Below are 26162 nucleotides of genomic sequence, written 5' to 3' on the forward strand. Positions count from 1 at the left end.
CATGCTGTCGTCCTGGCAGGACACTCCGGCTCGACAGGCGATCGTGGACTACGTCGAGCAGGCAGTGCAGGAGGGCGGGGCGCAGTACGTTCCGCCCTCCGAGCGGATCGCGGTGTTCGACAACGACGGCACGCTGTGGTGCGAGAAGCCGATGCCGGTAGAGCTCGCCTTCATCCTGCAGCGGCTCGCCGAGATGGCCGAACGGGATCCCAGCCTGCGCTCACGTCAGCCGTGGCAGGCAGCCCGGAACAAGGACTACGCCTGGCTCGGAGGTGTAATCACCAAGCACTACCACGGCGACGACAGCGACGTGAAGGTCCTGCTGGGCGGCATCCTTCAGTCGTTCGCCACGATGAGTGTCGACACCTACGCGGCGCTGGCCGAGCGCTTCCTCAGGACGGCTCCCCACCCGACGCTCGGCCGGCAGTTCCGGGACTGCGCCTACCTCCCGATGGTCGAACTGTTGCGCTATCTGGAGGCCAATGGGTTCACCACGTACATCGTGTCCGGAGGCGACCGCGACTTCATGCGCCCGGTCACCGACGAGATTTACGGCATTCCGGCCGAGCGCGTCATCGGCAGCTCGGCCGGGCTGCGGTACCAGGACGACGACACCGGAGGATCGGTCGTGTACCAGGCCGAGATGGACGTCTTCGACGACGGCCCGATGAAACCCGTCCGCATCTGGAGCCGGATCGGCCGCCGGCCTGTCGTTGCCGGCGGCAACTCCAACGGCGACATCCCGATGCTCCGGTACGCCGGGCGTCCCGGACTGCGGCTGCTCGTGCTGCACGACGACGAGGAACGCGAGTTCAGTTACACCTCGGGCGCCGAGACGTCACTCGAACAGGCTCGCGCCGAGGACTGGACGGTGGTCAGCATGAGGAACGACTGGGCAACAGTCTTCGCCCCCGAAGCGGGCGGCTAGAAGCTTCCGATCCCCTTGCCGATCATGACCACGCCGATGACCAGGAGGAGGACGGCCATGACGACAGTGTTCTCCCGGACCAGCCATCCGCGCAGCGACTCGAGCGGTTCGGCCATTCGGTCGGCGGCCGCGAGGTAGCCGATGACGGGCACCGCGACGGTAGACGCTGCAATCGCCGTGAAAACGACGATGACGACGACGGTCTGACCGGTATCGAGGCCGCCGGCACCGATCGCGATGCCGGCCCCAGCGGCCATGATGAGGTTCTTCGGATTCAGCGCTGACAGGAGAAACCCGAGGCCGAGACCCTTGACCGCGGTCAGGGTGTCGATCGCCGACATCCATTTCGGCAACTCGGGCACCGCCTCACCCTGTGGACGGGCCCGCCATTGCCTGGCGGCCAACAGGATCAGCAGCACGCCGAGGACGAGTTTGATCGTGCCCTGGATCGGCTTCGAGGCGTCGGAATCGTCTTCGGGCAGAAGCGCGGAGAGAAGAGTGAATGCCGTGACCGCGATGACGACCCCGCCGATCCAGCCGACGAAGAACCCGACGCTGGTCGTCCTCGCGTTCGGCGACAACAGCATCAGAATCGCCGCGATGATGGGGATCGGGCTGATCGCGACCCCCAGCGCGAGGGGAAGGATCTCGCCGATCACACCGCCCATTGCGCCCTCAGCTCTCTGAGTGCTGTTTCCGGTCGAGCTGGGCGTCCAGGGTCATGGCGGCGTCGATCAGGGCGAGGTGGGTGAACGCCTGCGGGAAGTTGCCGATCTGTTCACCGGTCAGCGCGATCTCCTCGGAGTACAGGCCGAGGTGGTTGGCGTAGGTGAGCATCTTCTCGAAGGTGAGCCGTGCTTCCTCGACCCGGCCGGCCTTGCCGAGCGCGTCGACGTACATGAAGGTGCACAGCGAGAACGTGCCCTCCGACCCGCGGAGGCCGTCCGGCGACGCCTCGGGGTTGTACCGGTAGACGAGACTGTCGGTGACCAGCTCGGAGTCCATCGCCCGCAGCGTCGACAGCCACAGCGGATCCCGTGGAGTGATGAACCCCACCGTGGGCATCCGCAGCAGAGACGAGTCGAGCACCTTGCCGCCGTACTGCTGCACGAAGGCACCCCGCTCCGAGTCGAACCCGCGGGCCATGACCTGGTCGTAGATCGCGTCCCGGGCCCGGGTCCAGCGGTCCACCGGTCCCGGGCGGGACCGAGTGGTGGCGAGCCGGATCGCCCGGTCGAACGCGGTCCAGCACATCACCCGGCCGTAGGTGAAGTCCTTGCGGCCGCCCCGGGTCTCCCAGATGCCTTCTTCGGGCTGGTCCCAGTGGTCGGTGAGCCAATCCAGCAGGTCCCGGACCGCGAGCCAGCCCGTGTGGCCTACGTTCAGGCCGCGCCGGTCGGCGAAGTAGAGGCTGTCCAGCGCTTCGCCGTAGATGTCCAGCTGCAGCTGATCGGCGGCGCCGTTGCCGATGTGCACCGGGCGGGAGCCGCGGTACCCCTCCCAGTGCTCCAGGGTCTCCTCGACGAGATCGGAGGAACCGTCGACGCGGTACATGATGTTCAGCGGTCCACTGGCTCCGCCCGCCTTCTCCTGCACGCGGTCCCGCATCCAGCTCGCGAAGGCGGTCGCCTCCTCGGTGAACCCCATCCGAAGCAAGGCATAGATGGAGAACGACGCGTCCCGGATCCACGTGTAGCGGTAGTCCCAGTTCCGCTCGCCGCCGATCTGCTCGGGCAGCGCGGCGGTTGGCGCCGCCACCAGGCCGCCACTCGGTGCGTACGTCATCAGCTTCAACGTGATCGCCGAGCGCTCGAGCATCTCCCGCCAGCGACCTGTGTACGTGGACTGCGTCAGCCAGTCCCGCCAGAAACCGGCGGTGTCGTCGAACAGCTGCTGTGCCTCTGCGACCCGGATCGCTCGTGGCGGTCCGTCGGCCGCGGTCTCGAGCATCAGTCCACGCAGTTGCCCGGCCTCCAGGGTGAACGAGACCTGCACATCCCCGGCGTCGTCGATCCGCGGCTCGACGAGCTGTTCGTCGTCGGGCTCCCGCACAACGTGGAAGGTCAGCGCCGCACCGTCGCTCGTGCAGACGGCGCCGTGCTCGGTCAGATGCCACTGATGAGCCTTGCGCCCGTAGTCGAACCGCGGTGCGATGTCCAGGTCGAACGTCATCCGCCCACGCACACAGCGCAACAGCCGCACGATCCGGTGATTCCCGGTGGCTTGCGTACTGCTCGTCGCCGGCATGAAGTCGACCACCTCACCCACACCGCCCTCGGTGAGGAAGCGCGTGATGAGGATGGCCGTGTCCGGGAGATACAGCTGCTTGGTGTCGAACGTGCCATGCGACGGGCGGATCCGCAGGTGGCCGCCCTTCTCGTGGTCCAGCAGCGCCCCGAACACACTCGGCGAGTCGAATCGCGGGGCGCAGAACCAGTCGATGGATCCGTCCGTGCTGACGAGGGCAGCAGTCTGCAGGTCCCCGATCAAGCCGTGATCCGCAATCGCCGGATAGTCCTTCATGTCGGCTCCTCCCCGGGACTACTTGGCCGCGTTCTTGACCTCCGTCGCACTGTCCGCGTCGACCTCGTGCTTGGTCACCTTCTCCGCGTGCGACAGCGCCTTGTCGACGTCCGTGACCCAGGTTTCCTCGAACAGCGCCACGATGCCCGAACTGTTCAGCGGCAAGGAGTCCTCGACGTCGGCCTTGATCGCGGCCTTTTCCCGGTGGGACTTGAGACCACCGATGCCAAGTCCGGCTCCCGCACCGACCGCCGCACCGGCCAGCAGGCTCGGTGGGAAGATGAGGCCGATGACCGCACCGCCGACCGCACCCCAGACAGCGCCCTTCCGGGCCGTGTGAAAGTCGTCGTCGACGTTGATCTTGCCGTCGGCCCCGCGGCTGATGAGCACCAGCCCGTCGACCTTGATCAGATCGTCCGAAGCAGCCTGCTTGATCGTGTCCCAATCGCCTCGCGCCGCTTCCGCATCCGGGTACGCAGCGATGTACAGGTCGACGGGAGCCTTGATGTCAGATCCCACGGGTCTCTCCTTTGATCAGGCGACGGCGGCCGCACACGGGTCCGAGGTTCCTTACGATGCCTCCGGCCCCGACGTACTGCCTCACCCCGGGCGGACTAGGTGCCTCAGCTGCGTGATCGATTCATCCGGCGCGGATGATGCTCGCCGTCAACTCGCAGGCAACGATCCAAGGCAACCGTCGACCCGCCGGACTGCGCGAGAGGAAACGACATGGGCTGCTTGTTCGCCATGATGGCCGGTATCTTCCCGCGCTTCGGTCTGTTGATCGTGTGGATCGCACGCCCGAAACTTGTGGACGAGGCGTTCGACGGCTGGTTCTGGCCTCTGCTCGGCATCATCTTCCTGCCGTTCGCGACCCTCATGTACGTCGTCCTCCACACCGGTGGCGGCCTGACCGGGTTCGACTGGTTCTGGGTCGTCTTCGCCGGCCTCCTCGACGTCATCCACTGGGGCGCCAGCTGGACCCAGCGCCGCCAGGTCCCCGGCTACCCCGGCACCGTCCAGATCTGACCCGCGACCGGACTTCGGGCCGATCAGGTTCTGCGCGAGACGACCATGATGTACTCGCAGGGAGAGTTCGTCCGGTTGGCGAAGCCGTGGTCCGCGTCGGCCCGGAAGAACAGGGAGTCGCCGGTGTTCAGGGTCTCGCTGATCCCGCCGATCGCGACGGTGAGAGTGCCGTCGAGCACCACGAGTTGTTTCTCCGTACCCGGCGGATACGCGGGCAGCAGGCCGGTGGACACCTGCGCGGGGAGGTAGTGGACGATCATTTCCGCCCCTCCCGCGCCCGGGGCCGCTGACACCATGTGCCGCTCGAAGCCGGTCTCCGGGTCACGGAAGACGGGCCGGTCCTTCTTGCGCATCACAATGGCTACACCGGACGCGGCAGCAGCCGGCGCACCGACCAGGTCCGAGAGCGACGCGTCGAGCGCGTAAGCGATCCTGGACGCGATGCCGATCGTCGGGCTCTTCTCACCGCGTTCGACCTTGGAAAGCATCGCCCGGCTGACCGACGACCGCGTGGACAGCTGCTCCAGCGTCAGGCGCGCCTCCTCCCGGCGACGCCGCACGTTACCGCCGAACGCGCCGGCCAGGTCGTCGCCGTCCTGTGGTTCGCCCGCGTTTCCGTCTCGCTTGACCACCGTGCTCCTCGATAGATGGGTATCTCGCTGCTCCCAGTTTACGGTTTCCCCTAAAGAAGATATGGTCTTCTATCGGAGATAGTCATCATCAGGGAGGGTTCCATGCGTTTGAGGTCGAGTGGCCGGCACCATGCCACGTTCGAATTCGGCGATCTGCAGGTGGTCTCGTTGCGCGACGGGTACATCGACATGCCGCCGACCCGGCTCCGCGGCGAGGACGGGCGCCCGCTCGAGGAGCTGCCGGCCGCCGTACCGCTGGCCGGCGACAACCTGCGGCTGTCGGTCAATGCCTTCTTCGTCACCGACGGCACGCGGTCCGTTCTCATCGACACCGGCGCGTCGAACGTCTGGCATGACCCGACCATGGGCTTGATCTACGACGCGCTCGACGAAGCGGGAGTCGATCGCACGCACATCACCGATGTGGCGATCACCCACAGACACGAAGACCACGTCAGCGGCCTGATCGCGCCGGACGGTTCAGAAGCGTTCGGCAAACTCGAGCGGGTGTGGATCGGAGCGGGCGACATCTCGGTGTTCACGGGACGACTCGAGCCGATTCGCGAGCGCGTCGTACCCGTGTCGGAGAAGGTCGCCGTCAACGACTGGACCACCGCGATCCCGACACCGGGCCACACGCCCGGTCACACCGTGTACGACGTCAGGAGCGGCTCCGGTCACCTTCTCGTCTGGGGCGACACCGTCCACGTTCCCACGCTGCAATTCGATCAGCCGAACGTGTCCTGGGAGCTCGACGGCGACCAGTCCGAGGCGCGCGCCGCGCGGGCGGACCTCCTCGAACAACTGACCCAGCCGAATTACTTCGTCGCCGGCGCCCACCTCGACTCCCCCGGCATCGCCCGCGTAACCCGCTCGGGCGGCGGTTATGCGCTGGAATACCTCTGACGCCGCGCAGATGCTGGCTATCGACGGCGAAAAACGAGCAGTTCGGTGCGCACACCGGCGAGTGGGACGAACTGGTTTCCCAGCAGATCGAGGTCTCGCTCGGCGAAGAAGTCGAGCATCCAGGGGCGTGGGGTCAGCGCGTAGATCATGCCGCGCTCGGGGTGGGCGAACCAGGTGGCAGTCATCGCATCGTCGAGGCAGTCCTCGGTCATGACGTCGAACGCGACCACTCCCCCCGGGCGCACCACCCGGGCCATCTCAGCGAGGTAGCCGAGCGTGGCCACGAACGGTATGTAGTTGAACAGCTTGTGCGAGTGGACCAGATCGACCGAGGCGGTCGCCGTGTGCTCCAGCGTGTGACCGTCAGCCGGTTGCACGAGGATCTGCGGAAACTTCTCGCGCAGGTAGCGGATCCAGTCCGAAGCGGTCTCGTACACCTCGTAAACGCGTGGTCGCAGCGCGGACATGACAAGACTCGCGTACCGGCCGGATCCAGGGCCGATCTCGCAGACCCGCTCAACCCCCTCCGGCAACCCACCCAGCCGAAGCACCGCCTCGACCGTCGAGGTAGTCGCGCCCGGCGCCGAGCTGTAACTCTCCAGATAGTCACCGACCGACAGCCCCGCACGCTCCGCCTTGGCGACGGTCCTCCGCATCGGAAGGAACGGACCAACCGCCGGATCGGTGCTGTGACCGCGAACCAGCTGCACTCCCAACGGATTTGCCGCCCGGTTCACCCCCGCAAGCAATTTCCCCTGAATCGACATAAATCCCCCATTTGAGCCCGGCCGGCCGACCAGGCACCCGTGACAACATATCCCATTTTCAACGAATGCAACCGCCGCTTTCCAAGAGATACGGCCTGTCGTACCCCTCGTACCCTGCGTTGCTGAATTGCTATTTCTGAACCCGCACTTCTCTTATTCACGTAATCCGGTGCGCGACATAACTGTCCGATGATTTGTACGATTACCGGAATCGATGCTTTCAATGCCTTGTTTTGCTGAGTACGGACAGTGTCGGCCTGCTCGGGAATAGGACAGGGCGGGTCCGGGGTTCTCTGTTCGTGGCTGAAACTGACTTCCGAGGCCGGGGACGACGTCCGGCGGCTCGTTTCGACATCGGCGGGCTGCGGCACCAGGAGCTTGACAGCGAGGCGTCGCTCGGCGCACCGGGGCCGTTGTGGTTCCTCGTGCTGGGCGGCGCCGTCACCCTGAGGACGGCCGCCGGCACCAGCGAGCTCGGAGTGGGTGATGCGGCCTGGCTGGATTCGCAGACCGGGTTCACCGTGACGACCGCCGCCGGGGCCGAGCTCGCGGCGGCCGATCTCCGGGTGGTTGTCGCAGCTCATGCCATCCCGAGTCCCCTCGTCGTCCGCGGCTTCGCGGCCCGGCACCCGGGAGTCGCCGAACTGGTCAAGAGCTGCCCGCTGGATGGCCACTGCCGCGCCTCGACGTTCGGCGAAGGGTACGGAACCCTGATCGGCGCCGCGATGACCGACTCCTGGCTCGAGGACGAGCATCCGGAGGCAGACGAGGTCGATCCGCTGGTGACCCGCGTGCTCGAAGCAGTGGTTGCCGATCCTGCGGGGCAATGGAGTGTGGAGTCGCTGGCGACTCTCGCGCACCTGTCCCGCTCCGCCCTCAACACACGGTTCCAGAAGGCGCTCGGTCGCAGCCCGATCCGCATGCTGCGGGACGTCCGGATGGGCGAGGCCCGGCTGCTGCTCGCCGATCCCGGCCTCCCGGTCGAGGCCGTCGCGTCCCGCTGCGGGTACGGATCGATCGCGGCGTTCAGCCGGGCGTTCACGTCCGAACACGGGCTGTCTCCACAGTCCTGGAGAGCCGAGCTGCGTCAGGTGCGCGGTGTCCGCAGTACTGCGAAGCCGACGCCGCTCACCACCGCGACCGCTGCGCCCAGCACCAGCGCCGCGCTGACACCGTGACCGTCGACCACTGCGCCGCCGACCGCTGAGCCGACGGTGATCGCGGTCTGGAATGCGGCTACCTGGAGCGACATGGCCGACTCGGTGTGTTCGCGTTCGGCCCGTGCGACCCACAGCTGAGTCGTCACCGGCATCATGCTGAACGCGAGCCCCCAGACGACGATGCCGACCGCCAACATCGGGACACCGACGGCATAGGCGGTGACGGCAAGGCTCCCGGACAAGAGGATCGGCGCGACAGCAGTTGCCAGCGTCAACCGCTTCGCCAAGGCGCCGGCGGCGAGATTGCCCAGCAGCCCGCCCAGTCCCCAGGCCAGCAGCAACCAGGCCGAACCATCCGGCGCGACCCGCATGATCGCCAACCTGATGTACGGATAGGCCACGAAGTTCCCGAAGACGGCGACCACGATGAAGACCAGCCCCGCGATCAGCAACGGATTACGCAGGGCGCTGCGCATCATCGCGAGTCCGGCCGACGGATGCGCCGGTACCGGCGGGAACACCAGGGCCAGCAGCACCAAGCTGACCGCGGTCAAAGCGGCAGCCACCCCGAAGACCGGACGCCACCCGGCCCGGTCGGCGCCGATCGACGCCAGCGGTACGGCGATGATCGTCGCCACGCTCACCCCGACCGACAAGCTGGTCGAGACGAGCCGCTCACGACCGGGCAACGCCTGGATGCCGGCCCCGAACGCGAACGACCAGTACCCCGCGATCGCGACCCCGAGCAGCAGCCGGCCGACCAGCATCACCGCGAATCCCGGAGCCAGCGCCACCGCCAGGTCGGCGATCGTTGCGGCCAGCAGCAGTCCGAGAAGGACCAGCCGCCGGTCGGCCCGCGGCAGCACGACCGCGATGGACGGTGCGGTGACGGCGCCGGCGACCGCGGTCGCGGCAACGGCCAATCCCGCCGTACCTTCGGAGACGCCGAGGTCGGCGGCCATCCCCGGCAGGACACTGGCCGGCAGGAACTCGCTGGCGACCAGCATGCAGATGCCCAGATCGAGAGCGAGGAGCGGCAGCAGAGAACCACGCCGTCGCACCTGGGCCGGCGGCCCGACGTCGAGGCGGCTGTTCCGGCTGGAGGAGTCACAGAGAGAAGACACCCTCCAAGCCTCGCTGCGACCGCGCTCCGGCAGTTGACCAGCTGTCGCGACCAATTGATCAGATGTCTCATCAGGAGGGCCTAGAGTGTGGAGATGGGGCTTCGGGTCGTCTTCGCGGATGACAATTTTCTTGTGCGCGAAGGGATCTCCGCCCTCCTCACCGAGGCCGATGAGATCGACCTGGTCGAGACGGTTGTCGACCCGGCCGGCCTGCTCAGGGCGGTCGCCGAGCATCGGCCGGATGCGGTCCTCACCGACATCCGGATGCCGCCGACGTTCACCACCGAAGGCATCGACGCGGCCAAGCAGATCCGCGCCGAGCACCCCTCGACCGGAGTCGTCGTCCTGTCTCAGTACGTCGAGGAGGACTACGCCTTCGACCTGCTGTCGGACGGCGTCGCAGGCCTCGGGTACCTCTTGAAGGAACGTGTCTCGCAGCTCGACGAGCTCGTCCGAGCCCTGTACGACGTCGCACGTGGCCGCTCCGTGCTCGACCCGAGGGTCGTCGAGGGACTGCTCGCACGGAAAGCCCAGGACGCGCGGTCACCGCTGCTCCGGCTCACCGAACGCGAGCGCGAAGTGCTCCAGGAGATGGCCGCGGGCCGCAGCAACGCGGCCACCTCGAAGGCGCTGTACATGAGTGAGCGCTCCGTCGAGAAGCACATCGGGTCCCTCTTCCAGAAGCTCGGCCTGGCCGACGAGTCCGATGTGAACCGTCGGGTGATGGCAGTGCTCGCCTTTCTCGAAGCCACCGGCGGGCGCTGAGCTGTGGGGTCAACCGCACCCCGCTGAGCGGTCAGCCCCCTGCCGCGGCGGCAACTGCTGCAGCACCCTGGGACCGGGAGGTGGGTCAGTGGCAGCCGTACGTGTTCTGGTCGTGGACGACCAGGAGCCCTTTCGCCGGGCGATCGCAGCCGTGGTGTCGGAGACCGACGGGTTCGTGGTCGTGGCTGCGACGTCGTCGGGTGAGGACTCGCTGCTCGCCGTGGCCCGGCTGCGCCCGGATCTGGTGTTGATGGACGTGAACCTGCCGGGCATCGACGGTATCGAGGCCAGTCGGCAGCTCACCTCGGACGCGAACCCGCCGATCGTCGTACTGCTCTCGACCTCCGACGCGGCCGAGTTCGACCTCTCCGGCTGTGGCGCGGCAAGCTACCTGGCCAAGGCGACCTTCGGCCCAGGTCAACTCGTCTCCACCTGGGCAGCCGCTGTCGCTAGGCCGGGGCAGGCGCTTCGGCACCGACCGGAATTCTGACGGACAACACCAGCGGATCGTCCAGCGAAGGCGTTCCGCCGACAGCCTCCACCCGGTCGACGATCGACTGTACGTCGATATCGCCGCGGGCCACTCCACGCACCCGGACGATGAGATCCTCCCCCGCCACGCCCAGATCGATCCGGGCGACGGTGGAGCCGGCGCTGAGGGCTTCGACGCAGCAGAAGTAGACCGCTGCCTCGACCCGGGCCGGGAAGCGCCGATCGGCTGACGGCTCGACCTGCAGGATGGCCGTCGTACCGTTTCTGGACAGGTGTGAGCGGAGGGCGCGGGACAGGCCGGATCGTGCGAGCTGAGTGGGGAACACCCCGTGGGTCAGTTCCCGCAACGACTGCAGCGCGGTGTTCGTTTGGGTCACGAGCCGCTGGAGCTCGGCCGATGCAGCGATGCCCGTTCCGGATACGCGCAGCGTTCTGAGGCGCTCCGGCATCGGTTCGAGGTGGGACAGTACGTCGCGCGAGATCGCAGACTCCAGCCGCCGGCGGGTGGCATCGTCCGCCGCGACCAGCCGCCGGCGTGATTCGGCGAGCGCGCCGGTCGTCCGATCCAGAGTGGCAACGTGGGCGGCCAGCTCCGACTCCATGGCAGCGTTGCGGAAGGCCAACGCGGTCTGATCGGCCAGATCGTGGAGCAGCCGTTCATCGACGGCACTCAGGCGGCGGCCTCTCGGCATCGTGACTCCGATGCTGCCGAGGATCTCACCGTCCTGCCGGACCGGCACCTCGTACTCCGGCAGGCCGTCGGACCAGCCGGGCCAGGTCTTCGAGATCCCCGCCGAGCCGGGCACTTGCAGGACCGCGGTCGAAGATCTCGCCGACACCGCTCGCCCGGCCGCCTCTGCGACGGCGGCCAGCAGTGCGGTCGGTGAGGGCGTCTCGGCGAGCCGGCGGCTGAAGTCCGACAGTGCCTCGTACGGCAGCGCCCGGGCACCGTACGCGAGCCGGTTGGCCAGCCGGACGACCCATCGGCGGAGCGGCTGGAACGCGAGGGCGACCAGCGCGGTGGCCAGCAGAGACACCCAGAAGCCGCTCGTCCGGGTGTGCACCAGGCCCGCGACGGCCAGCACCAGGCCGGCGTACCCGATCCCGGCGAAGATGGTGCCCAAGGCAAAGACTATGGCCCGGTTGATGATCAGGTCGAGGTCGAACAGCCGGTACCGCAGGACCGCGACGGCGAACAGCAACGGCAGGCAGGGATACGAGACGAACAGCGGGAGCGACGAGATCCAGGTCTGCTGTCCGCCGTTGAGCGCCTGGACCACGATCAGGTAGACGAAGCTCACTGCGACGAACACCGCCGCTGCGGCGATCAGCCGCAACTGCTGCCGCTGGTGGCCACGGCTACGACGCAACCGCAGGACCACCGACGCCATGGCAGCGAGCAGTCCCCCGGCGATGAAGGGCAGACCGAGCAGCGACAGCAGACTGCCGACCGCTCCGTCTACCCGCGTATCGATGTCGAACTCGCGAGGCGACACCGTCAAGAGGCTTCCGGCATACGTGGCGTACCCGATCAGGATCAGGACCACCGCGATGCGCCAGCGGCGGGACTGCAGCTGACCGTCCGGCGCAACCAGGAAGACCATGGCCAGCGCAGCGAGCGAGAGCTGTCCACCCAGCAGGGCGGCGATCCAGCCGGAGACCCCGCCGATGCTCCGCGACCCGGGCCCGTCCGCGCTGACCACCCAGACGCTGTACGCCTCAGCCAGCAACGAGATCGAGGACGTGAAGCCGATCAGGCAGAGCATCCAGCCGATCGGATGCCGGGCCCACCGCGCCACGATGAGCGCGCCCATTGCCGCACAACCCACGACTGCGATCGTGACGAACGGGAAGCCGTGCACGGCCACGGCCTGCTGGGACAGCAACGGCCGGTACATCGAAGTGACCCAGACATCCGTACCAGCGATCACCACGGTGAGCGCGGTCAGTACCCAGGCCACCCGTGCGTACATGTCAGGTTCCCTGCCGGCGCAGACCCGGTAGCCTCGCGGCGATCAGGGTGCCGCGCAACCGCGCCGTACTGATCGTGAGGGTTCCGCCGGCCGACTCGACCCGATCACGCATGTTGGCCAGGCCCACCCCCGCGGACGCCGCCTGCAGATCGAATCCGGCGCCGTCGTCCTGGACGGTGAGGTCCAGCACTCGAGGACCGCCCCGCAGACCTAGGTGAACGGCCTTCGCCGCCGAATGCTTGGCCGAGTTCTGCAAGGCCTCCAACGCACAGAAGTACGCCGCGGCCTCGACGTCGGCCGGGTAGCGGCCGAGGCCGGCGACGGCGAGTGCGACCGGGAGAGGGCTCCCGGAGATCGCGGTACGCAGCGCGGCCTCGAGGCCCTCGTCGACGAGCAGGCTCGGGTAGATGCCCCGCGAGAGGCTGGTGATCGTCTCGATGGTCGCGGTCGCCGCCTTGCGCTGCTCCTCGACCAGCCGATCGGCCCGTTCGGGCGCCCGGTCGGCCAAGGTGCGGGCGAGGCTGAGATTCACCGCAAGGGCGACCAGATGTTGTTGCGCACCGTCGTGGATGTCGCGCTCCAGCCGTCTCCGCTCGGCGTCCTGTGCGTCGACGAGTCGCTCCCGGGACCTCCGCAGCTCGGTCGCCAACGCCGACAGCTCCGCCAGCCGGTGCACCAGTTCCGCGCGCAGCCGGGCTCCCCGCAGTACCAGCCCGGCCTGGTTCGCCAGGCCCGCGAACAGCCGCTCCTCGACCGGGGTGAGCGGCAGGTGTTCGTGTTCCTGGACGACGAGGACGCCGAGCAGTTCACCGGCCTGACGTACCGGCAGCTCCCGCCGCCCCGGCACATCACTGACGGCGGAGGCACTCGGCGACGCAGCATCGGGTGGCCAGGTCGCGGCCAGCCTGAGGTGACCGTCCACCATCAGCCACACCTGCGCCGACTTCGCACCGGTGCCGTCGGCCAGGATCTCGGCCATCCGGGCCGGCAGGTCGTCCTTGTCCCGGCTGCCGGTCACCACGGGCGAGAAGCGTCGCAGGATCTCGTACGGCGAATGCGGTCCACCGTGCACCAGCCGCGACACGGCGACCTCGAGGCGTGACTGCACCCGCCCGAGCGCCAGAGCCACCACTGCGGTGGCGAGTACGGAGAGTCCCAGGTGCGGCGAGGCCGTGCGCCCGATCAGAGTGCCGCCGCCGAGGACGATGACGACGTACACCAGCACCACGAACCCCGCGAGCCCGCCCAGAACCAGCAGGCCGGCGAGTCCTTCACGGCTCGTCAGCCATCGCCCCCACGCCCTCATCTCTGCAGTCTGCGCCACCCCCTACCGAGATGGGAGTGCCCGAACCCCTGGAGGTGGGTTATCCACACGATCGACCGCTGATCGCCGACGGCCAGCCTCCGGCCGCAGTGCGCCCAGCCCGATGGGAACGGGCGGCAGGAACGCCTTTGCTGGTAGCACGGCCCGCTCGTTCCGGGGCGGCCGATCGACCCGCAGGGGGAACCCACCCATGTCTGCCTCCACCAGCCTGACCAGCACCATCGCTCCGACCGCGGCTGCGGCCCGGGCCGAGGGCGTCAGCAAGTTCTACGGCACCGGCGACGCGACGGTCGCCGCCCTCAAAGACGTTCATGTCACGCTGCAGGCCGGCCACTTCACCGCGATCATGGGCCCGTCGGGCTCGGGTAAGTCGACGCTGCTGCACATGCTCGCCGGCCTCGACCGGCCGTCGTCGGGTGAGGTCTTCCTCGGCGACACCCAGCTCAGCTCGCTCAACGACAAAGCACTCACACTGCTGCGCCGGGATCAGATCGGCTTCATCTTCCAGTCGTTCAACCTGCTCCCGACGATGACCGCGGCGGAGAACATCGTGCTGCCGATCCGCATCGCCGGCCGTAAACCGGACGCGGCCTGGGTGCGGTCGATCGTCGACAAGCTGGGGCTGGCCGAACGGCTCACCCACCGCCCGACCGAGCTGTCGGGAGGGCAACAGCAACGAGTGGCCGCGGCCCGTGCGCTCGCCTCGCGCCCACAGATCGTCTTCGCGGACGAGCCCACCGGCGCACTCGACTCGGCGTCCGGCACCGAACTCCTCGACTTCCTGCGCAAGGCGGTCAAGGAACTCGGCCAGACCGTCGTCATGGTCACCCACGACCCGACGGCCGCAAGTTACGCGGACCGGGTCCTCTTCCTGGCCGACGGCCACGTCGTCGACGAGATGTTCGAGCCCACGGCCGACGCCGTACTCGACTTCATGAAGCACCTCGGAGGCTGAGTCATGTTCACGGCAACTCTGCGCGGCATGCTCGCACACAAGGTGCGGCTCGCCCTGACCATCGCCTCGATCGCGCTCGGGGTCGCGTTCCTGGCCGGCACTCTCGTCCTGACCGACACCATGCACCTCGCCTTCGACCAGTTGTTCGGCAAGGTCTCCGCCGGCACCGACGCGGTCGTCCGTACCAAGGCGGCGTACAGCCAGACCGAAGGCATCAGCACCAGCCGGGCCCCGATCCCAGCGACCGTCGTCGACCGGGTACGCGCGGTCAACGGCGTCCGCACCGCCGAGGGTACGGTCAGCGGCTACGCGCTGCTGACCGACAACAACGGCCGGGCTGTCCTGACCAGTGGCGGAGCTCCGACCATGGGCTACAGCCTGGCGGCGGACACCGCATTGCGCGGTGACGTCAAGCTCCTCAGCGGGAACGCACCGTCGGGACCGCACCAGGTGGCGATCGACGCAACCAGTGCGGAGAAGCACCACATCGCCGTCGGCTCCACCATCAAGGTGCTGTTCCAGGGACCGACCCAGGAGTTCACCGTGGTGGGAACCGTCGGGTTCGGCAACGAGAAGAACCTCGGCGGGACGACCGGCGCGTACTTCGACGCCGCGACCGCGCAGCAGGTGCTCGGAGCGCCCGGGCTCTTCGAGTCGATCAACGTCAGCTCCGACGCCGGCGTACCACCGGCCGAGCTCGCGCAACGGATCAACGCCGTCCTGCCCCAGGGCGCCGAAGCCGTCACCGGCGCGACCGTGGTGAAGGAGTCCACGGACGCGGTGAACAAGGACCTCAAGTTCGTCGGCATCGTGTTCCTGATCTTCGCCGGGATCGCGCTGTTCGTCGGCTCCTTCATCATCTGGAACACGTTCACGATGACGATCACCCAGCGGTCCCGGGAGATCGCTCTGCTGCGGGCCATCGGCGCCACCCGGCGTCAGGTGAACCGGAGCCTGATCGTCGAGGCACTTCTGCTGGGTGCCATCGCGTCCGCCATCGGCATCGCGCTCGGGCTGTTGGTTGCCAAGGGCCTCCAACTGCTGATGGACAGCGTCGGGTTCACCCTGCCCAGCACCTCGATGCAGGTCCAGCCGCGCACCATCTGGTTGTGCCTGCTGGTCGGCATCCTGGTGACAGTCGTGGCCGCGCTCGTACCGGCATACCGGGCGACGAAGGTGCTGCCGATCGAGGCTCTGCGCGACGCAGTGCCCGGCGCCGGCAACGCGTCACGCAAGCGGGTTGCCGCCGGCGTCGTCGTGACCGGCCTCGGCCTGGCCGGCCTGTTCACCACCCTGTACGGCGGCCTGACCATGAAGCTGTTCGGACCCAGCCTGCTGGCCATCATCGTCGGCGTCCTCATGCTGCTGCCGATCGCCGCCCGTCCGCTCGCCTCGCTGATCGGCGTACCGCTGCGGTGGCGTGGGCTGCCCGGCGAACTGGCCCGACAGAACGCGATGCGCAATCCGCGCCGTACGTCGTCCACCGCGGCCGCACTGATGGTCGGCCTGACACTCGTCGTCAGCATGGGCGTGTTCGCCTCGTCGCTGAAGGCGTCGTTCACCGACATCGTCGGAGACTCGACCAACGCCGAACTGTTCGTGACTCCCTCGAGTGCGCAGGCCCCTGGCTTCGGCCCCGAGGTCATCAAGGTTGCCCAGGGCGTCTCCGGGGTCGACGAGGTCACAGCCAGCGGTTGGGGCCAAGCACGGTTCAACGGCACCGCTTCGAGCTACTCCGCGATCGACCCCGCGACCGCCGATGCGGGCCTCAACCTGCGGTTGTCGTCCGGCTCCGTCGACGACCTCGGCACCAATGGCGTCGTGGTGGCGCAGAAAGCCGCCACCACGCACGGGTGGAAGGTCGGCACCGTCATCCACAGCGAGTTCGCCGAGACCGGCAAACACGACCTCCGCGTCGTCGGCATCTACGACAGCAAAGGCTGGATCAGCGACGACTACGTCATCAGCATCGCCGCTCAGACAGCCGTTGCCGGCCCGCAACTGATCGCGTCCGGACTGGTCACGCTGGCGGACGGCGCCGACATCGGGAACGTGCAGAGCGCCATCTCCGACGCGCTGGCCAACCACCCGGACGCCAAGGTGCTCGACCGGAAGGGTTTCGAGAAGGAGGCCGGCGGATTCATCGACCAGCTGCTCACCTTCGTGACCGTGATGCTGCTGCTCGCCGTCGTGATCGCGCTGCTCGGCATCGTCAACACACTGGTGCTGTCGGTGTTCGAACGCACCCGTGAGCTGGGCCTGCTCCGGGCAGTGGGTATGACGCAGGCTCAGGTCCGGGCGATGGTCCGCTGGGAGTCCGTGGTGATCTCCCTGATCGGCGCAGTCGCCGGAGCCGCCCTCGGCATCGGACTCGGGCTGGGACTGTCCCAGGCACTCGCGGACGAAGGCATCAAGTCCATCTCGGTCCCCGGCCTGCAGGTGACGCTGTACGTCGTCCTCGCCGCCGTCGCGGGCGTGCTCGCCGCCATCGGCCCGGCCCGGTCCGCCGCCAAGGTCGACGTCCTGAAGGCGGTGGTGGCCGACTGACCCTCACGCCGATCCGTCCATCCATACCTGGGGATGTGGCGCACCGCCATATCCCCACTCGCCGAGAGGTTTGCTCACCATGACCGAACTCGATACACCGCGGAACCACGGATCCATCACGCAGGACAAGGCACGCTCACCACTCGCCCGGCTGGCAGGCCCGATGGCCTTGGCCGCCGGCGCGCTGATGATCACCGTCGAGCTGGTGATCCTTCCCATCGTCGATCGCGACCATCACCAGGCAACGTCGCAGAACCTCGTTTACCGCATCAGCGGCATCGCGTACTTCGTCGCCTTCTGCCTGCTGGCGATCGCCGCGGTCGCGGCGTACAGCTGGCAGGCGCACAAGGCCGGCCGGCTCGGCGTCGTCGGGCTGATCGGGGCGCTGGTGGGGACGATGTGGCTCGGCGGCGACCTGTGGTTCGAGACGTTCTACGTCACCTATCTCGCCGACGTCGCGCCGCAGGTACTCGACATCGATCCGTCCGGTCTGATCGTGATCGGCGCCATCAGCAGCTATCTGCTGTTCGCCATCGGGTGGGCGTTGTTCGGCATCGCCAGTCTGCGTGCCGGTGTCTTCCCGCGCGTCATCTGCGTGGCGATCGTGATCGGCGGCCTGCTCGGCTTCAACGCTCTGCTGCCGCCGTGGGGTATCGGTCTCGGCGTGGCGATGGTCTGGCTCGGCGTGTGGATGATCAGGACACCGGACCGGGCCGAGGTCCGGTCATGACCACGACTCCCGTCGCATCCGGCGGACGGCCGCCCACCGTGCGCCGGTGGAGTGGCTGGCGCACCCTGCTCGTGATCCTCGGCAGCCTGCTGATCGTGCTCGGTGGCGGCGTATTCGCCGGCGGCGCGGCCGGGATGTTGCTGCACACCCAGCGGGACGACGACGGGTACTTCACCGCCGGCCCCGAGCGGTTCAGCACCGAGACCTCGGTGCTGTCGGTCCCCTCGCTCGACATCGACGTCGCCGGTCCGGACACCTTCTCCGCGCAGGACGCGCTCGGCAAGGTCCGGATCCGGCTGGAGTCCCGGAACGCCGGCACCCCGCTGTTCATCGGCATCGGCCCGGCCGACGCGGTGGCCAAGTATCTGAACGGGGTCGGCCACGACGAGCTGTCCGACATCGACGCCTCCCCGTTCAAGGCGACGTACACCGCGCATCCGGGTGACAAGCCCGCCGTGGACGCGGCCGGGCAGTCCTTCTGGGTGGCGTCCGACAGCGGCACCGGAGCACGCACCCTCACCTGGGACGTTGCCGACGGCAACTGGTCGGTCCTGATCATGAACGCGGACGGCTCGCCCGGCGTCGACGCCGACATCAGCGCCGCCGCCGAACTCCCCGTCATCCTGCCCATCTCCATCGCTGCCCTCGTCGTCGGCGCCGTACTGCTGCTCATCGGCATCGCGGTCATCGTCGTCACCGTCGCAACCCGGAACTCCCGTCGCGACACCGCGACACCAGGAACGGCCACTCCATGACCGTCGGCGTCCGGGATGCCTCGGTCTCCGATCCGTCCCGCATGGTCGCCGGCGGCCCGGACCAGCCGTTCGGGCTCGAGCCGACCTTCCCGATCAGGTGCTGATCTTGAACTTCGGCGACGTCACCAGCTCGGCCAGCTGGTGGCTGGTGAAGGCCGGTTGCTTCAACGGCGATACGGCCGGGTTGTCGGTCTTCTTGGTCTGCGCGAGGTACACCACGGTGCCGTCGTCGTACCGGTAGGCGGCCCACTGGTCGTAGCTGCCGTGTCCATTGGTGGTCAGCACGCCGACCTTCTTACCGCCGACGTTCATGACAGCGCAGGTACCGGTGCCACCCCAGAACTTCTTGGCCAGCTTGCACGGGTCGATGGCCGGTTTCCCGTCAGGCGTGGTCGACTGCACGAGCAACTGGCCGACGCGGTCGTCCTTCTGCACCGGGATGACGGCCATGTACTCCCAGTAGTCCTGCTCCCCGTCATTGGACGCATATTGGGCCTGCGGCCATCTCATCGAGCGACCGTCCGGGTACTTCAGATTAGGTGTGCTGAACCCGGGCGGCACGGACGAGCTCAGCTTGTTCATCAACGTCACGGCCCGGACGGCGCGAGGACCGGCTGTCGCCGTACGATCCACTTGGCCCTCCGGCCACGGATCATTGGACTTCCGCGTCGTCGGCGCCGTCGGCGTCACCGTGGAGACCGCCGACGGTGTGGCCACTGGCGTCGCAGGCGCTGACTGCGTCGTGCTGGGGCCGCCCGCAACCATCGGGCCCGCCGACCGGCTACCGGCGTAGTGCGCGACCAGTGCCGGAGCGGCCGCGATGCCGACCACCAGCGGTACGACGGAGGCCGCGGCCCATGCCGCCCTGCGCCGCTTCCGCACCCGGCGAGCCTGGTCGAGAGCGTACGCAGGATCCATCGACGGCGGCGGACTGCTGCGCACCATCACGTCATGCAAAGCCTCGTTGAGATCCTCTTCGTTCATCGAACCCTCTCCTCTTCAAGCAGACCGCGCAGCGTCGCCAGCCCGCGCGCAGCCTGACTCTTCACATTCCCTGCCGAGCAATCGAGCAATGCGGCCGTCTGCTCGACGGACTGGTCCTCCCAGTACCGCAGGACCAGAACGGCCCGTTGCCTCGGCGGCACCTTCGCGAGCGCCTCCAGCAACACCAGGCGGTCGTCGGCAAGACCCGACACCGGCGCCGGCCGATCGGTCTCCGGAGACCCGACCGACTCGTGCCGGAACCACCCGCGGCGCCGCTCGGACAGAAACGTCCGGACGAGCGTCTGCCTGGTGTAGCTGTCCATCGCCTCGTGCCGCTGGATCCGGCGCCACACCAGATAGATCTTCGTGAACGTCTGCTGGACCAGGTCCTCCGCGCGATGCCAGTCGCCACACAGCAGGTACGCCGTACCACGCATGGCGTCGGAACGTGCGGCGAAGTACGCCTGGAACGCGGCGTCCCGATCACTCATCTGACCTCCCCATCCTCGATACCGGGTTAGACACGCCACCGAGGGCGAAGTTGGTTGCATCGACCTTGCTGCCCGTATCACGGCACGTCGGCGCGGTGTCCGTACGGGTGAACCCGCGGCAGGTGGAGGGAGGCGGGTCGGCATGAATGCCGATGGGCAGGGTAGTACGCAGCGACCGGCGGCGGTTCTTCCGATGCTGCTCGCCGTGGTCGGCTCCGTGGCGGGGACGCTGGTCACCGCTGCGCTGGACGGATCCCCGACGACCAAGCTGGTCGGGGCCGCACTAGGAGCGGCCATTCCGCCGGTGATCGCCGTTGCGGGCCCGTTCTCCCGGCTCCGGCTGGCCGGCGGGACTGCTGTGACCGTCCTCGCGCTGCTGTTCACGTACGCCGGATTCACGGTCCCGCAAACGGCCCTCGGGAAAGAGACGACGTTCCCGGTGCCGGTCGCGGACTACACGCCCAATTCGCCGACACCGCCGCCACCGCCGACGGCCTCTGGAACCGTTGGGCACTGCGAGGGACAGCTGTGCATCCTGGTCGAGCCGGCTCAGGTTCGCTGCTCCGGCGATCACTGCGACTCCGCAGTTCAGGTGACCAGTGGCGGAAGGACGCGGCTACGCCTGGGCAGCATCGAGTTCAAAGGCGATATCGCCGACCGTTTCTCGCAGACGGGAAACTGCGAGAAGGAGGTACTGATCAAGCTCGAGAAGTGCTCGATCTCGATCCAGATCGCCCCCGGACCGGCCGGCACCGCGCAGATGCGAATCCATCAGAATCTCAAAGGCCCGGCCTCGGTCGTCACTCTCGAGGCCGACGAGCTGGCACCGTCTCCCGTCATCACTGGATCGCTGCCGGATCTCACCCTGTCCGCGGATCCGCAGTGTTCCGTGGTCCCTGGTGGGCAAACCAGCCGAGCCGACGGCCTGACCCTGTTCGTGGGCGTCCGGAACGAGGGCGAAGGCCAGGTCGACAGCCTCGTCCCGTTCAGACTGACCAGCAACACCGGCCTCAGAGGCAGCGGCAGAACCGCCCTCGACTCAGAGGGCCTCACCGCCATGCAGGTCGATCTCGGCTCCAGCGACTACGAGAAGTCCCATCTCTTCACAGTCACCGTCGACCCGAACAACCAGATCCCGGAGCAGGACGAAACCAACAACACCCTCCGCCTCAAGGTCTCCCTACCCACCCGCCCCGACCAAGCCCAGGACGTCCGATGCGCTGTCATCGGCTGAGCGCCTCGATGACGGGTAGGGCGGTGTTCAGATCGAGGGTTGTGGCCGCAAGCTGCCGGCCGAGACCGGTCAGGCTCACCGCGAACCCGTGGGCGTGGGGCCTCCGACCATACGGATCAACATAGGGTTCACGCGTCACCGAGCCGTCACCCCAGCCAAGGCACCGGCCCCCCGAGTTCGTCGGAGGGCCGGTGCGGCAGAACGAGGGCGTAGGTCAGATCGGCAGTGGGTCGTAGTTGGCGCCGAAGGGGGCGTCGGGTCTGGTGAACTCGCCCATCAGGGCTCGTCGGAGGGGCGTGGTGCGCTCGAGGAACTCGGCGTCGTTGCTGAGGCGGTCGGCGGGGCGGACCCACGGTGGGCTGTAGACGTAGTGCGTTGTGAAGCGGTCGTAGTCGCCGTCGTGGCGGAAGGTTCGATGCCAGACGCCGTTGTGGAACACCAGCGCGGCCCCTGCCTCGGCGCACACGACGTGGCCGATCGCGATGTCGCCCTTGCTCTGGCGGATCGAGTCAGGCAGACCGACCCGCGACCGGTGACTTCCGGGGATCAGCTCCATGTTGCCCATGCCGGGCACCGTCTGGTCGGTAAGCAGGTACGAGACCCGAAGCTGCAACAGCGGAACCGGGTATCCCAGGTCCTTGAAGTCGTAGGCGGACGAACCGTCCTGGTGCCACCCGCCGTTGCCCGCGTGCGCCGGCTGCATGGTGTTCCAGCCGGCCTGCAGCACGAATCGGTCGCCGAGCAGACCCTGCACCTTCGGAAGCACGTCCGGATGATCGATCAGCCGCTCGAGCACCGGCTCACTCTCGTAGAACCGGCCGATCTGCCCGAACTCACGGTCGCGGTCCTGGTGCAGACGCTGCGAAACATCGTAGGCCTCGGCGGCCTCGTCCTTCGTCAAGACGTTGGGAATCACGAAATAGCCCCACGACTCGAAGATGAAGCGGTCAGTCTCGGTCAGCTGACCTTTGTCGACAACGGGATCGAGCATCAGTGTGTCCTCTTGTTCAGGTTGTTGGAACGGCTTCCCGGATCCGGCAACGCGATGGTGCGGTCACGATCCAATCCTGACGCCACTCGTGTACCGATAAACATCCTCCGGTGGGATTAGCCCGCATGTACCCGGCCGGTGAGGAGGAACGCAGGTGCCTAGGGCAATCGGTGCACGGTGGGGGCGGCCCAGTCGGCGTGGTCGGAGTTGTTGCCGTCGCCCGCGTCTGTGACACGGAGGGTCAGCTGCTGGACGCCCAGCACGTCCAGGTCCACCCGCTGCGGTTCGGAGTCGCCGCGCATCACCGGCCACTCGTAGATCAGCCGGCCGTCCGCCTCCACCTGGAAGATCACCGAGGAGTACGGCGAGTTCCGCTGGAAGTCGTCGACGCCGACCGTGGCACTGAACCGGACGTCGGCCGGATCGAGGCGGTAGACGATGTCGGAGTTGGCGTGGGTGCCGATGCCCTTGGCGTACACGACGCCGGCCTCCCGATCCACCCAGCTGTCGCCAACCACAGCCTCGGCCACCGGCTTGAAGTCTTCCGACCCGGCCAAAGCACCAGTAGTACTCACGGCCCGGCTCCAGGCGCTGAGCGGAAGCCGTCGTACCCTTCACCGTCCAGGTGCGAACGACGTCGCTCAGCTGCGAATCCTTGGCCACCGTGACGCGGTACTCCGTCGCGTTGGCCGACTGGCTCCATCGCAGTACCGCGTTCCGGGGTGAAACCCGGTCGGCTCCGTCCTTGGGAGAGCTCTGCGCCAGAGCCCGCGGCGCCTTACCGGCGTGTTGCAGATCGTCCTGCTTCTACGCCCGTGCGGACGTTCATTCGTTCGCCGGGGCGGCTGAAGATGCTGAGGATCTCCGCGGGCTCGTTGCCCGTGCTGCCGAACCAGTGCGGAACCTTGGTGCTGAATTCGGCGACGTCGCCGGGGTCGAGCGCCCAGATCTGGTCGCCGACAACCAGATGCAGGTGGCCGGACAGAACGTAGATCCACTCATGGCCTTCGTGCGCCCGCGGTTCTGGTTCGACCTTGCCGGCCGGTACGACGATCTTCCAGGCCTGCGCGCCATCAGGCCCGCCGGTCAGCGGGATCACCGTCCTGCCTTTGACGCGATTCGGCTTGAGCCGGATGCGCGGATCGCCCTCCCCCGGTGCTGCGACCAGGTCGTCCAGCGGCACCTGATAGGCATGCGACAGCGCGAGCAGCAGGCCCAGGGTGGGCCGCCGCTGCCCGGTTTCGAGCCGCGACATCGTGCTCTTCGAAATACCAGTGGCCTTCGCGACATCGGCAAGGGTCAACCGGCGTCCGGTGCGGAGTCGCTTCAAGCGGCCGCCGACCCGATCGAGCACTGCCGCGATCTCCGCCGCTGAGGTGTCCTCCACGCCACTCATCTGACGCCCATTTCCCACAAACAGCAACCTTCATAGGTATTCACCTCACGCGGTCCCAGCCTGAGGCCATGAACCCATCGCAAGAAGTCATCTCCCGACCCGCAACGCGGACACCCGAACTCCCCGTTCGCCGTCTGAACGTGATGCGTTTCGGCTATGCGTTCATGGGAGTGGGACTGGTAATCGTCAAGTGGCCGGTTCTCATTCGCGACGCGCAATCCCTCCCGGTGATGGAAGGAGTCGTCGTCTGCCTACTGACGGCGATGTCGCTGCTGGCATTCCTCGGACTCCGATATCCCCTCCGGATGCTGCCGATCCTGCTTTTCGAGGTGATCTGGAAGGTTCTCTGGATCGCGACGATCGCCGTTCCGCACCTGGTCTCTCACGACCTGAACACCGAAGGGCGCCAGTTGCTGTTCAACTGTTCCTTCGTCGTCGTCATCATCGCCGTCATCCCGTGGCGATACGCCTGGAAGGCCTACGTCCGGACACCAGGAAATGCTTGGCATTAGCGAGCCGCGGTACGACCACAGATCCTCGCCACCGTCCGCGAATCACTGTCCAACATCGTCCGCCACGCACAGGCCTCCGAAGTCACAGTCGAGGTCAACGCCGACAGTCAACAAGTCGTCGCGCGGATCACCGACAACGGCGTCGGCATCGGCGACCAGCACCGCAGCAGCGGACTGCGCAACCTCACCGAACGCGCACAGGCCCCCGGCGGCACCGTCCGGGTCACCGACAACCAGCCGCACGGCACAATCGTCGAGCTCCGCGCACCACTCGCCGACAACTGACAGCCGAACGGCCTCCCAGGTCAGGACCCTTGCCCGCAGCGCCACCCCCCTCCCCCCGGCGAACCTGAAGTAGGAGAACCAGTGGGAGGAGCACCCCGTGTCCGAGCAACTGCCCAAAGAGCATGTCGACATCCTGCTCGGTGCGGCGATCGCCGCACCGAGCATGCACAACACCCAGCCTTGGCGGTTCGAGGTCGAGGGCCACGTGATCGACGTCTACCTGGACGGATCTCGCACGCTCCCGGCTGAGGACCCGACCGGCCGGGCGATGCGGATCGCCGCCGGCGCCGCCACCTTCAACCTCCGGTGCGCGGCCGAGAACCTCGGGTACGGCACCTGGTTCGGGCTGGCGCCGTACCCGGAGGAACCCGATCTGCTCGCCCGCGTCGTCCTCGAACCCACCGGCGCCCGCAACGACGACCTGCTCGACCTCGCAGCACAGATCCCGTACCGCCACACCGACCGCCACCCGGCCGACGCCACTCCACTCGCCGACGACGTGCGCGTTGCGCTGCTGCAGGCGGCGTACGCCGAGGGCGCCGAGCTCACCTGGCTCGGCGAGACCGAGGTCCACACGCTCCTCGACCTCGTGCTCGACACGGACCTGCGCGAGGTCCACGACTGGCACCGGCGGACCGAACGGAGCCACTGGGTCGGCGGCGAGCGCAGCACCGACGGCATTCCCAGCTCGGCCCTCGGACCGCGATCGACCAGCTATCCCGCGGCTGTCCGGGACATGGGCACCCGACCGGCCGATCGACTCCGCGACGAACGACAGTTCGAGGAGCGCCCGGAACTCGCCATACTCTCCACCTACTTCGACGAACCGGCCGATCAGGTCGTCGCCGGCGCCGCGCTCGAGCGTGTGCTGCTGACCGCGACCCGGGCCGGCGTCAGCGCATCGTTCCTCAACCAGCCACTCGAGTACGACGACCTGCGCACCAAGGTGCAGCGCCTGACCCAGCGCCCGGGCAACGCCCACATGATCATCCGATTCGGCCGCAGCCGGACCCACACCGGCACCGCTCGCCGGCCGGTCGCAGACTTCCTGCCCGACCAGTAACGAGTAGTTCCTCGAAGACGCTTGATCAACCCCGAAGGAGGCTTCGATGTCCAAGAAAGTACTGGTCGCGTACGCAAGCAAGATGGGCGCGACCGGTGGTATCGCCGAGGCGATCGGCGACGAACTGCGGGCGCGCGGACACACCGTCGACGTTCTCGACGTCGCACAGGTCAAGGACATCGAGCCGTACGACGCCGTCGTACTCGGCAGCGCGCTGTACATCCGCCGGTGGCGCAAGGAAGCCGTCCGCTTCCTTCAGCACAACGTCGAAGAGCTTCGCAAGCGCCAGGTCTGGCTGTTCCACAGCGGCCCCGTCGGCCCGGATAAGGACCAGGACCAGGCGATGCCGTCGGCCGTGGCCAACCTCGCCCGCCAGATCGGAGCGACGCCCGCAATCACCTTCGCCGGCAGCCTCGACCCGGCCACCGCCAAAGGCTTCCTCGCCCGCCGCCTTGCCACCGGCAACCTCGGCGGCGACTCCCGCGACTGGGCCAAGATCAAAGCCTGGGCCGCCGACATCAGCGCCGCTATCGAAGCCACCCAACGCAGCACATGGCACCGTCCCATCCACCCGACCGGCCTCATCTGATGCGATC

Annotated in this window: 28 protein-coding genes; 15 read left to right on the plus strand and 13 right to left on the minus strand. The window is 67.7% G+C overall.

The genetic code is table 11. The annotated features are described in order from the left end of the window. The first annotated feature begins 1 nt into the window (after position 1). Positions 2-928, plus strand: coding sequence for an HAD family hydrolase (locus OHA18_RS37680; RefSeq protein ID WP_329000161.1), 927 nt, complete (start codon positions 2-4; stop codon positions 926-928). Here the strand turns inward: OHA18_RS37680 and OHA18_RS37685 are convergent. The 3 genes from OHA18_RS37685 to OHA18_RS37695 are packed head-to-tail and all read right to left on the minus strand — an operon-like array spanning position 925 to position 3970. Then, positions 925-1596 (minus strand): GAP family protein, encoded by a 672-nt coding sequence (locus tag OHA18_RS37685; RefSeq protein WP_329000162.1) that lies wholly within the window; start codon positions 1594-1596, stop codon positions 925-927. The genes OHA18_RS37680 and OHA18_RS37685 overlap by 4 nt on opposite strands. Positions 1597-1603: 7 nt before the next feature. Next, positions 1604-3451: a glycoside hydrolase family 15 protein gene (locus tag OHA18_RS37690; protein ID WP_329000163.1), complete on the minus strand. Its 1848-nt coding sequence runs from the start codon at positions 3449-3451 to the stop codon at positions 1604-1606. Positions 3452-3469: 18 nt separating this feature from the next. Further along, entirely contained in the window at positions 3470-3970 is a 501-nt protein-coding gene (locus tag OHA18_RS37695) for a DUF1269 domain-containing protein (protein WP_329000164.1), read from the minus strand. Positions 3971-4180: 210 nt separating this feature from the next. Between OHA18_RS37695 and OHA18_RS37700 the strand changes: the two genes are divergently transcribed. After that, positions 4181-4480, plus strand: coding sequence for a hypothetical protein (locus OHA18_RS37700; protein ID WP_329000165.1), 300 nt, complete (start codon positions 4181-4183; stop codon positions 4478-4480). A gap of 23 nt (positions 4481-4503) precedes the next feature. Here the strand turns inward: OHA18_RS37700 and OHA18_RS37705 are convergent, their stop codons facing one another. Next, on the minus strand, positions 4504-5112 hold the full coding sequence (locus OHA18_RS37705; RefSeq protein ID WP_329000166.1) for a helix-turn-helix domain-containing protein: 609 nt from the start codon (positions 5110-5112) through the stop codon (positions 4504-4506). Between the two features lie 102 nt (positions 5113-5214). Here OHA18_RS37705 and OHA18_RS37710 point away from each other — a divergent pair, with 102 nt between their 5' ends. Further along, positions 5215-6018 carry an MBL fold metallo-hydrolase gene (locus OHA18_RS37710; protein WP_329000167.1) on the plus strand — a complete coding sequence of 268 codons (804 nt, stop codon included), beginning with the start codon at positions 5215-5217 and terminating at the stop codon, positions 6016-6018. Positions 6019-6035: 17 nt separating this feature from the next. Here the strand turns inward: OHA18_RS37710 and OHA18_RS37715 are convergent, their stop codons facing one another. After that, positions 6036-6674 (minus strand): class I SAM-dependent methyltransferase, encoded by a 639-nt coding sequence (locus OHA18_RS37715; RefSeq protein ID WP_329000168.1) that lies wholly within the window; start codon positions 6672-6674, stop codon positions 6036-6038. Positions 6675-7084: 410 nt separating this feature from the next. Here OHA18_RS37715 and OHA18_RS37720 point away from each other — a divergent pair, with 410 nt between their 5' ends. Then, positions 7085-7963 (plus strand): helix-turn-helix transcriptional regulator, encoded by an 879-nt coding sequence (locus OHA18_RS37720; protein ID WP_329000169.1) that lies wholly within the window; start codon positions 7085-7087, stop codon positions 7961-7963. Here OHA18_RS37720 and OHA18_RS37725 read toward each other — a convergent pair. After that, positions 7873-9069 carry an MFS transporter gene (locus tag OHA18_RS37725; protein ID WP_329000170.1) on the minus strand — a complete coding sequence of 399 codons (1197 nt, stop codon included), beginning with the start codon at positions 9067-9069 and terminating at the stop codon, positions 7873-7875. The two genes, OHA18_RS37720 and OHA18_RS37725, sit on opposite strands and share 91 nt — an antisense overlap. Before the next feature lie 93 nt (positions 9070-9162). On the opposite strand from OHA18_RS37725, the gene OHA18_RS37730 reads away from it, so the two are divergent. Together OHA18_RS37730 and OHA18_RS37735 are read left to right on the plus strand one after the other, a co-directional pair. Further along, positions 9163-9834, plus strand: a complete 672-nt coding sequence (locus tag OHA18_RS37730; protein WP_329000171.1) for a response regulator transcription factor — start codon at positions 9163-9165, stop codon at positions 9832-9834. Between the two features lie 88 nt (positions 9835-9922). Further along, positions 9923-10324: a response regulator gene (locus OHA18_RS37735; protein WP_329000172.1), complete on the plus strand. Its 402-nt coding sequence runs from the start codon at positions 9923-9925 to the stop codon at positions 10322-10324. Here OHA18_RS37735 and OHA18_RS37740 read toward each other — a convergent pair. Together OHA18_RS37740 and OHA18_RS37745 are read right to left on the minus strand one after the other, a co-directional pair. After that, complete coding sequence (locus OHA18_RS37740; protein WP_329000173.1) at positions 10284-12299, minus strand: hypothetical protein; 2016 nt, start codon at positions 12297-12299, stop codon at positions 10284-10286. The genes OHA18_RS37735 and OHA18_RS37740 overlap by 41 nt on opposite strands. A 1-nt stretch (position 12300) precedes the next feature. After that, entirely contained in the window at positions 12301-13605 is a 1305-nt protein-coding gene (locus OHA18_RS37745) for a GAF domain-containing sensor histidine kinase (protein WP_329000174.1), read from the minus strand. A 208-nt stretch (positions 13606-13813) separates the two neighbouring features. Here OHA18_RS37745 and OHA18_RS37750 point away from each other — a divergent pair, with 208 nt between their 5' ends. The 4 genes from OHA18_RS37750 to OHA18_RS37765 all read left to right on the plus strand — a co-directional run bounded on the left by OHA18_RS37750 (position 13814) and on the right by OHA18_RS37765 (position 18610). Continuing rightward, the gene (locus OHA18_RS37750; RefSeq protein ID WP_329000175.1) at positions 13814-14578 is read left to right on the plus strand and encodes an ABC transporter ATP-binding protein; all 765 of its coding nucleotides are present in this window, start codon (positions 13814-13816) and stop codon (positions 14576-14578) included. Positions 14579-14581: 3 nt separating this feature from the next. Further along, the gene (locus tag OHA18_RS37755) at positions 14582-17125 is read left to right on the plus strand and encodes an ABC transporter permease (protein WP_329000176.1); all 2544 of its coding nucleotides are present in this window, start codon (positions 14582-14584) and stop codon (positions 17123-17125) included. A gap of 79 nt (positions 17126-17204) precedes the next feature. After that, positions 17205-17855 (plus strand): hypothetical protein, encoded by a 651-nt coding sequence (locus OHA18_RS37760; protein WP_329000177.1) that lies wholly within the window; start codon positions 17205-17207, stop codon positions 17853-17855. After that, positions 17852-18610 carry a hypothetical protein gene (locus OHA18_RS37765; protein ID WP_329000178.1) on the plus strand — a complete coding sequence of 253 codons (759 nt, stop codon included), beginning with the start codon at positions 17852-17854 and terminating at the stop codon, positions 18608-18610. The genes OHA18_RS37760 and OHA18_RS37765 overlap by 4 nt, the downstream gene beginning before the upstream one ends. 93 nt (positions 18611-18703) lie before the next feature. On the opposite strand, the gene OHA18_RS37770 is transcribed toward OHA18_RS37765, so the two are convergent. Both OHA18_RS37770 and OHA18_RS37775 read right to left on the minus strand, forming a co-directional pair. Continuing rightward, on the minus strand, positions 18704-19594 hold the full coding sequence (locus OHA18_RS37770) for a hypothetical protein (RefSeq protein WP_329000179.1): 891 nt from the start codon (positions 19592-19594) through the stop codon (positions 18704-18706). Beyond that, positions 19591-20085 (minus strand): SigE family RNA polymerase sigma factor, encoded by a 495-nt coding sequence (locus OHA18_RS37775; protein WP_329000180.1) that lies wholly within the window; start codon positions 20083-20085, stop codon positions 19591-19593. The genes OHA18_RS37770 and OHA18_RS37775 overlap by 4 nt, the downstream gene beginning before the upstream one ends. A 193-nt stretch (positions 20086-20278) precedes the next feature. Here OHA18_RS37775 and OHA18_RS37780 point away from each other — a divergent pair, with 193 nt between their 5' ends. Further along, on the plus strand, positions 20279-21319 hold the full coding sequence (locus tag OHA18_RS37780) for a CARDB domain-containing protein (RefSeq protein WP_329000181.1): 1041 nt from the start codon (positions 20279-20281) through the stop codon (positions 21317-21319). 214 nt (positions 21320-21533) lie between these two features. Here OHA18_RS37780 and OHA18_RS37785 read toward each other — a convergent pair whose 3' ends face one another. The 3 genes from OHA18_RS37785 to OHA18_RS37795 form a co-directional block, all read right to left on the minus strand. Next, the gene (locus OHA18_RS37785; protein WP_329000182.1) at positions 21534-22310 is read right to left on the minus strand and encodes a phytanoyl-CoA dioxygenase family protein; all 777 of its coding nucleotides are present in this window, start codon (positions 22308-22310) and stop codon (positions 21534-21536) included. A 158-nt stretch (positions 22311-22468) separates the two neighbouring features. Further along, complete coding sequence (locus tag OHA18_RS37790) at positions 22469-22885, minus strand: NPCBM/NEW2 domain-containing protein (protein ID WP_329000183.1); 417 nt, start codon at positions 22883-22885, stop codon at positions 22469-22471. A gap of 203 nt (positions 22886-23088) precedes the next feature. After that, on the minus strand, positions 23089-23706 hold the full coding sequence (locus OHA18_RS37795; protein ID WP_329000184.1) for a helix-turn-helix domain-containing protein: 618 nt from the start codon (positions 23704-23706) through the stop codon (positions 23089-23091). Between the two features lie 68 nt (positions 23707-23774). Between OHA18_RS37795 and OHA18_RS37800 the strand changes: the two genes are divergently transcribed. The 4 genes from OHA18_RS37800 to OHA18_RS37815 all read left to right on the plus strand — a co-directional run bounded on the left by OHA18_RS37800 (position 23775) and on the right by OHA18_RS37815 (position 26155). Next, on the plus strand, positions 23775-24218 hold the full coding sequence (locus OHA18_RS37800) for a hypothetical protein (protein ID WP_329000185.1): 444 nt from the start codon (positions 23775-23777) through the stop codon (positions 24216-24218). Between the two features lie 54 nt (positions 24219-24272). After that, positions 24273-24503, plus strand: coding sequence for an ATP-binding protein (locus tag OHA18_RS43455; RefSeq protein ID WP_442914433.1), 231 nt, complete (start codon positions 24273-24275; stop codon positions 24501-24503). Positions 24504-24600: 97 nt separating this feature from the next. Next, positions 24601-25566 carry an Acg family FMN-binding oxidoreductase gene (locus OHA18_RS37810; protein ID WP_329000187.1) on the plus strand — a complete coding sequence of 322 codons (966 nt, stop codon included), beginning with the start codon at positions 24601-24603 and terminating at the stop codon, positions 25564-25566. A gap of 46 nt (positions 25567-25612) precedes the next feature. Beyond that, positions 25613-26155 (plus strand): flavodoxin domain-containing protein, encoded by a 543-nt coding sequence (locus tag OHA18_RS37815; protein WP_329000188.1) that lies wholly within the window; start codon positions 25613-25615, stop codon positions 26153-26155. The last annotated feature ends 7 nt before the right edge of the window (positions 26156-26162 follow it).

It is taken from the genome of Kribbella sp. NBC_00709, assembly GCF_036226565.1.
Taxonomy (GTDB): domain Bacteria; phylum Actinomycetota; class Actinomycetes; order Propionibacteriales; family Kribbellaceae; genus Kribbella.

Bases quoted from the DNA above. Each gene is read 5' to 3' on its own strand.
- OHA18_RS37680 (WP_329000161.1), top strand. From the start codon at position 2: ATGCTGTCGTCCTGGCAGGACACTCCGGCTCGACAGGCGATCGTGGAC.
- OHA18_RS37685 (WP_329000162.1), bottom strand. From the start codon at position 1,596: ATGGGCGGTGTGATCGGCGAGATCCTTCCCCTCGCGCTGGGGGTCGCG.
- OHA18_RS37690 (WP_329000163.1), bottom strand. From the start codon at position 3,451: ATGAAGGACTATCCGGCGATTGCGGATCACGGCTTGATCGGGGACCTG.
- OHA18_RS37700 (WP_329000165.1), top strand. From the start codon at position 4,181: ATGGGCTGCTTGTTCGCCATGATGGCCGGTATCTTCCCGCGCTTCGGT.
- OHA18_RS37710 (WP_329000167.1), top strand. From the start codon at position 5,215: ATGCGTTTGAGGTCGAGTGGCCGGCACCATGCCACGTTCGAATTCGGC.
- OHA18_RS37715 (WP_329000168.1), bottom strand. From the start codon at position 6,674: ATGCGGAGGACCGTCGCCAAGGCGGAGCGTGCGGGGCTGTCGGTCGGT.
- OHA18_RS37730 (WP_329000171.1), top strand. From the start codon at position 9,163: ATGGGGCTTCGGGTCGTCTTCGCGGATGACAATTTTCTTGTGCGCGAA.
- OHA18_RS37740 (WP_329000173.1), bottom strand. From the start codon at position 12,299: ATGTACGCACGGGTGGCCTGGGTACTGACCGCGCTCACCGTGGTGATC.
- OHA18_RS37745 (WP_329000174.1), bottom strand. From the start codon at position 13,605: ATGAGGGCGTGGGGGCGATGGCTGACGAGCCGTGAAGGACTCGCCGGC.
- OHA18_RS37750 (WP_329000175.1), top strand. From the start codon at position 13,814: ATGTCTGCCTCCACCAGCCTGACCAGCACCATCGCTCCGACCGCGGCT.
- OHA18_RS37755 (WP_329000176.1), top strand. From the start codon at position 14,582: ATGTTCACGGCAACTCTGCGCGGCATGCTCGCACACAAGGTGCGGCTC.
- OHA18_RS37760 (WP_329000177.1), top strand. From the start codon at position 17,205: ATGACCGAACTCGATACACCGCGGAACCACGGATCCATCACGCAGGAC.
- OHA18_RS37765 (WP_329000178.1), top strand. From the start codon at position 17,852: ATGACCACGACTCCCGTCGCATCCGGCGGACGGCCGCCCACCGTGCGC.
- OHA18_RS37770 (WP_329000179.1), bottom strand. From the start codon at position 19,594: ATGAACGAAGAGGATCTCAACGAGGCTTTGCATGACGTGATGGTGCGC.
- OHA18_RS37775 (WP_329000180.1), bottom strand. From the start codon at position 20,085: ATGAGTGATCGGGACGCCGCGTTCCAGGCGTACTTCGCCGCACGTTCC.
- OHA18_RS37780 (WP_329000181.1), top strand. From the start codon at position 20,279: ATGCTGCTCGCCGTGGTCGGCTCCGTGGCGGGGACGCTGGTCACCGCT.
- OHA18_RS37785 (WP_329000182.1), bottom strand. From the start codon at position 22,310: ATGCTCGATCCCGTTGTCGACAAAGGTCAGCTGACCGAGACTGACCGC.
- OHA18_RS37795 (WP_329000184.1), bottom strand. From the start codon at position 23,706: ATGAGTGGCGTGGAGGACACCTCAGCGGCGGAGATCGCGGCAGTGCTC.
- OHA18_RS37800 (WP_329000185.1), top strand. From the start codon at position 23,775: ATGAACCCATCGCAAGAAGTCATCTCCCGACCCGCAACGCGGACACCC.
- OHA18_RS37815 (WP_329000188.1), top strand. From the start codon at position 25,613: ATGTCCAAGAAAGTACTGGTCGCGTACGCAAGCAAGATGGGCGCGACC.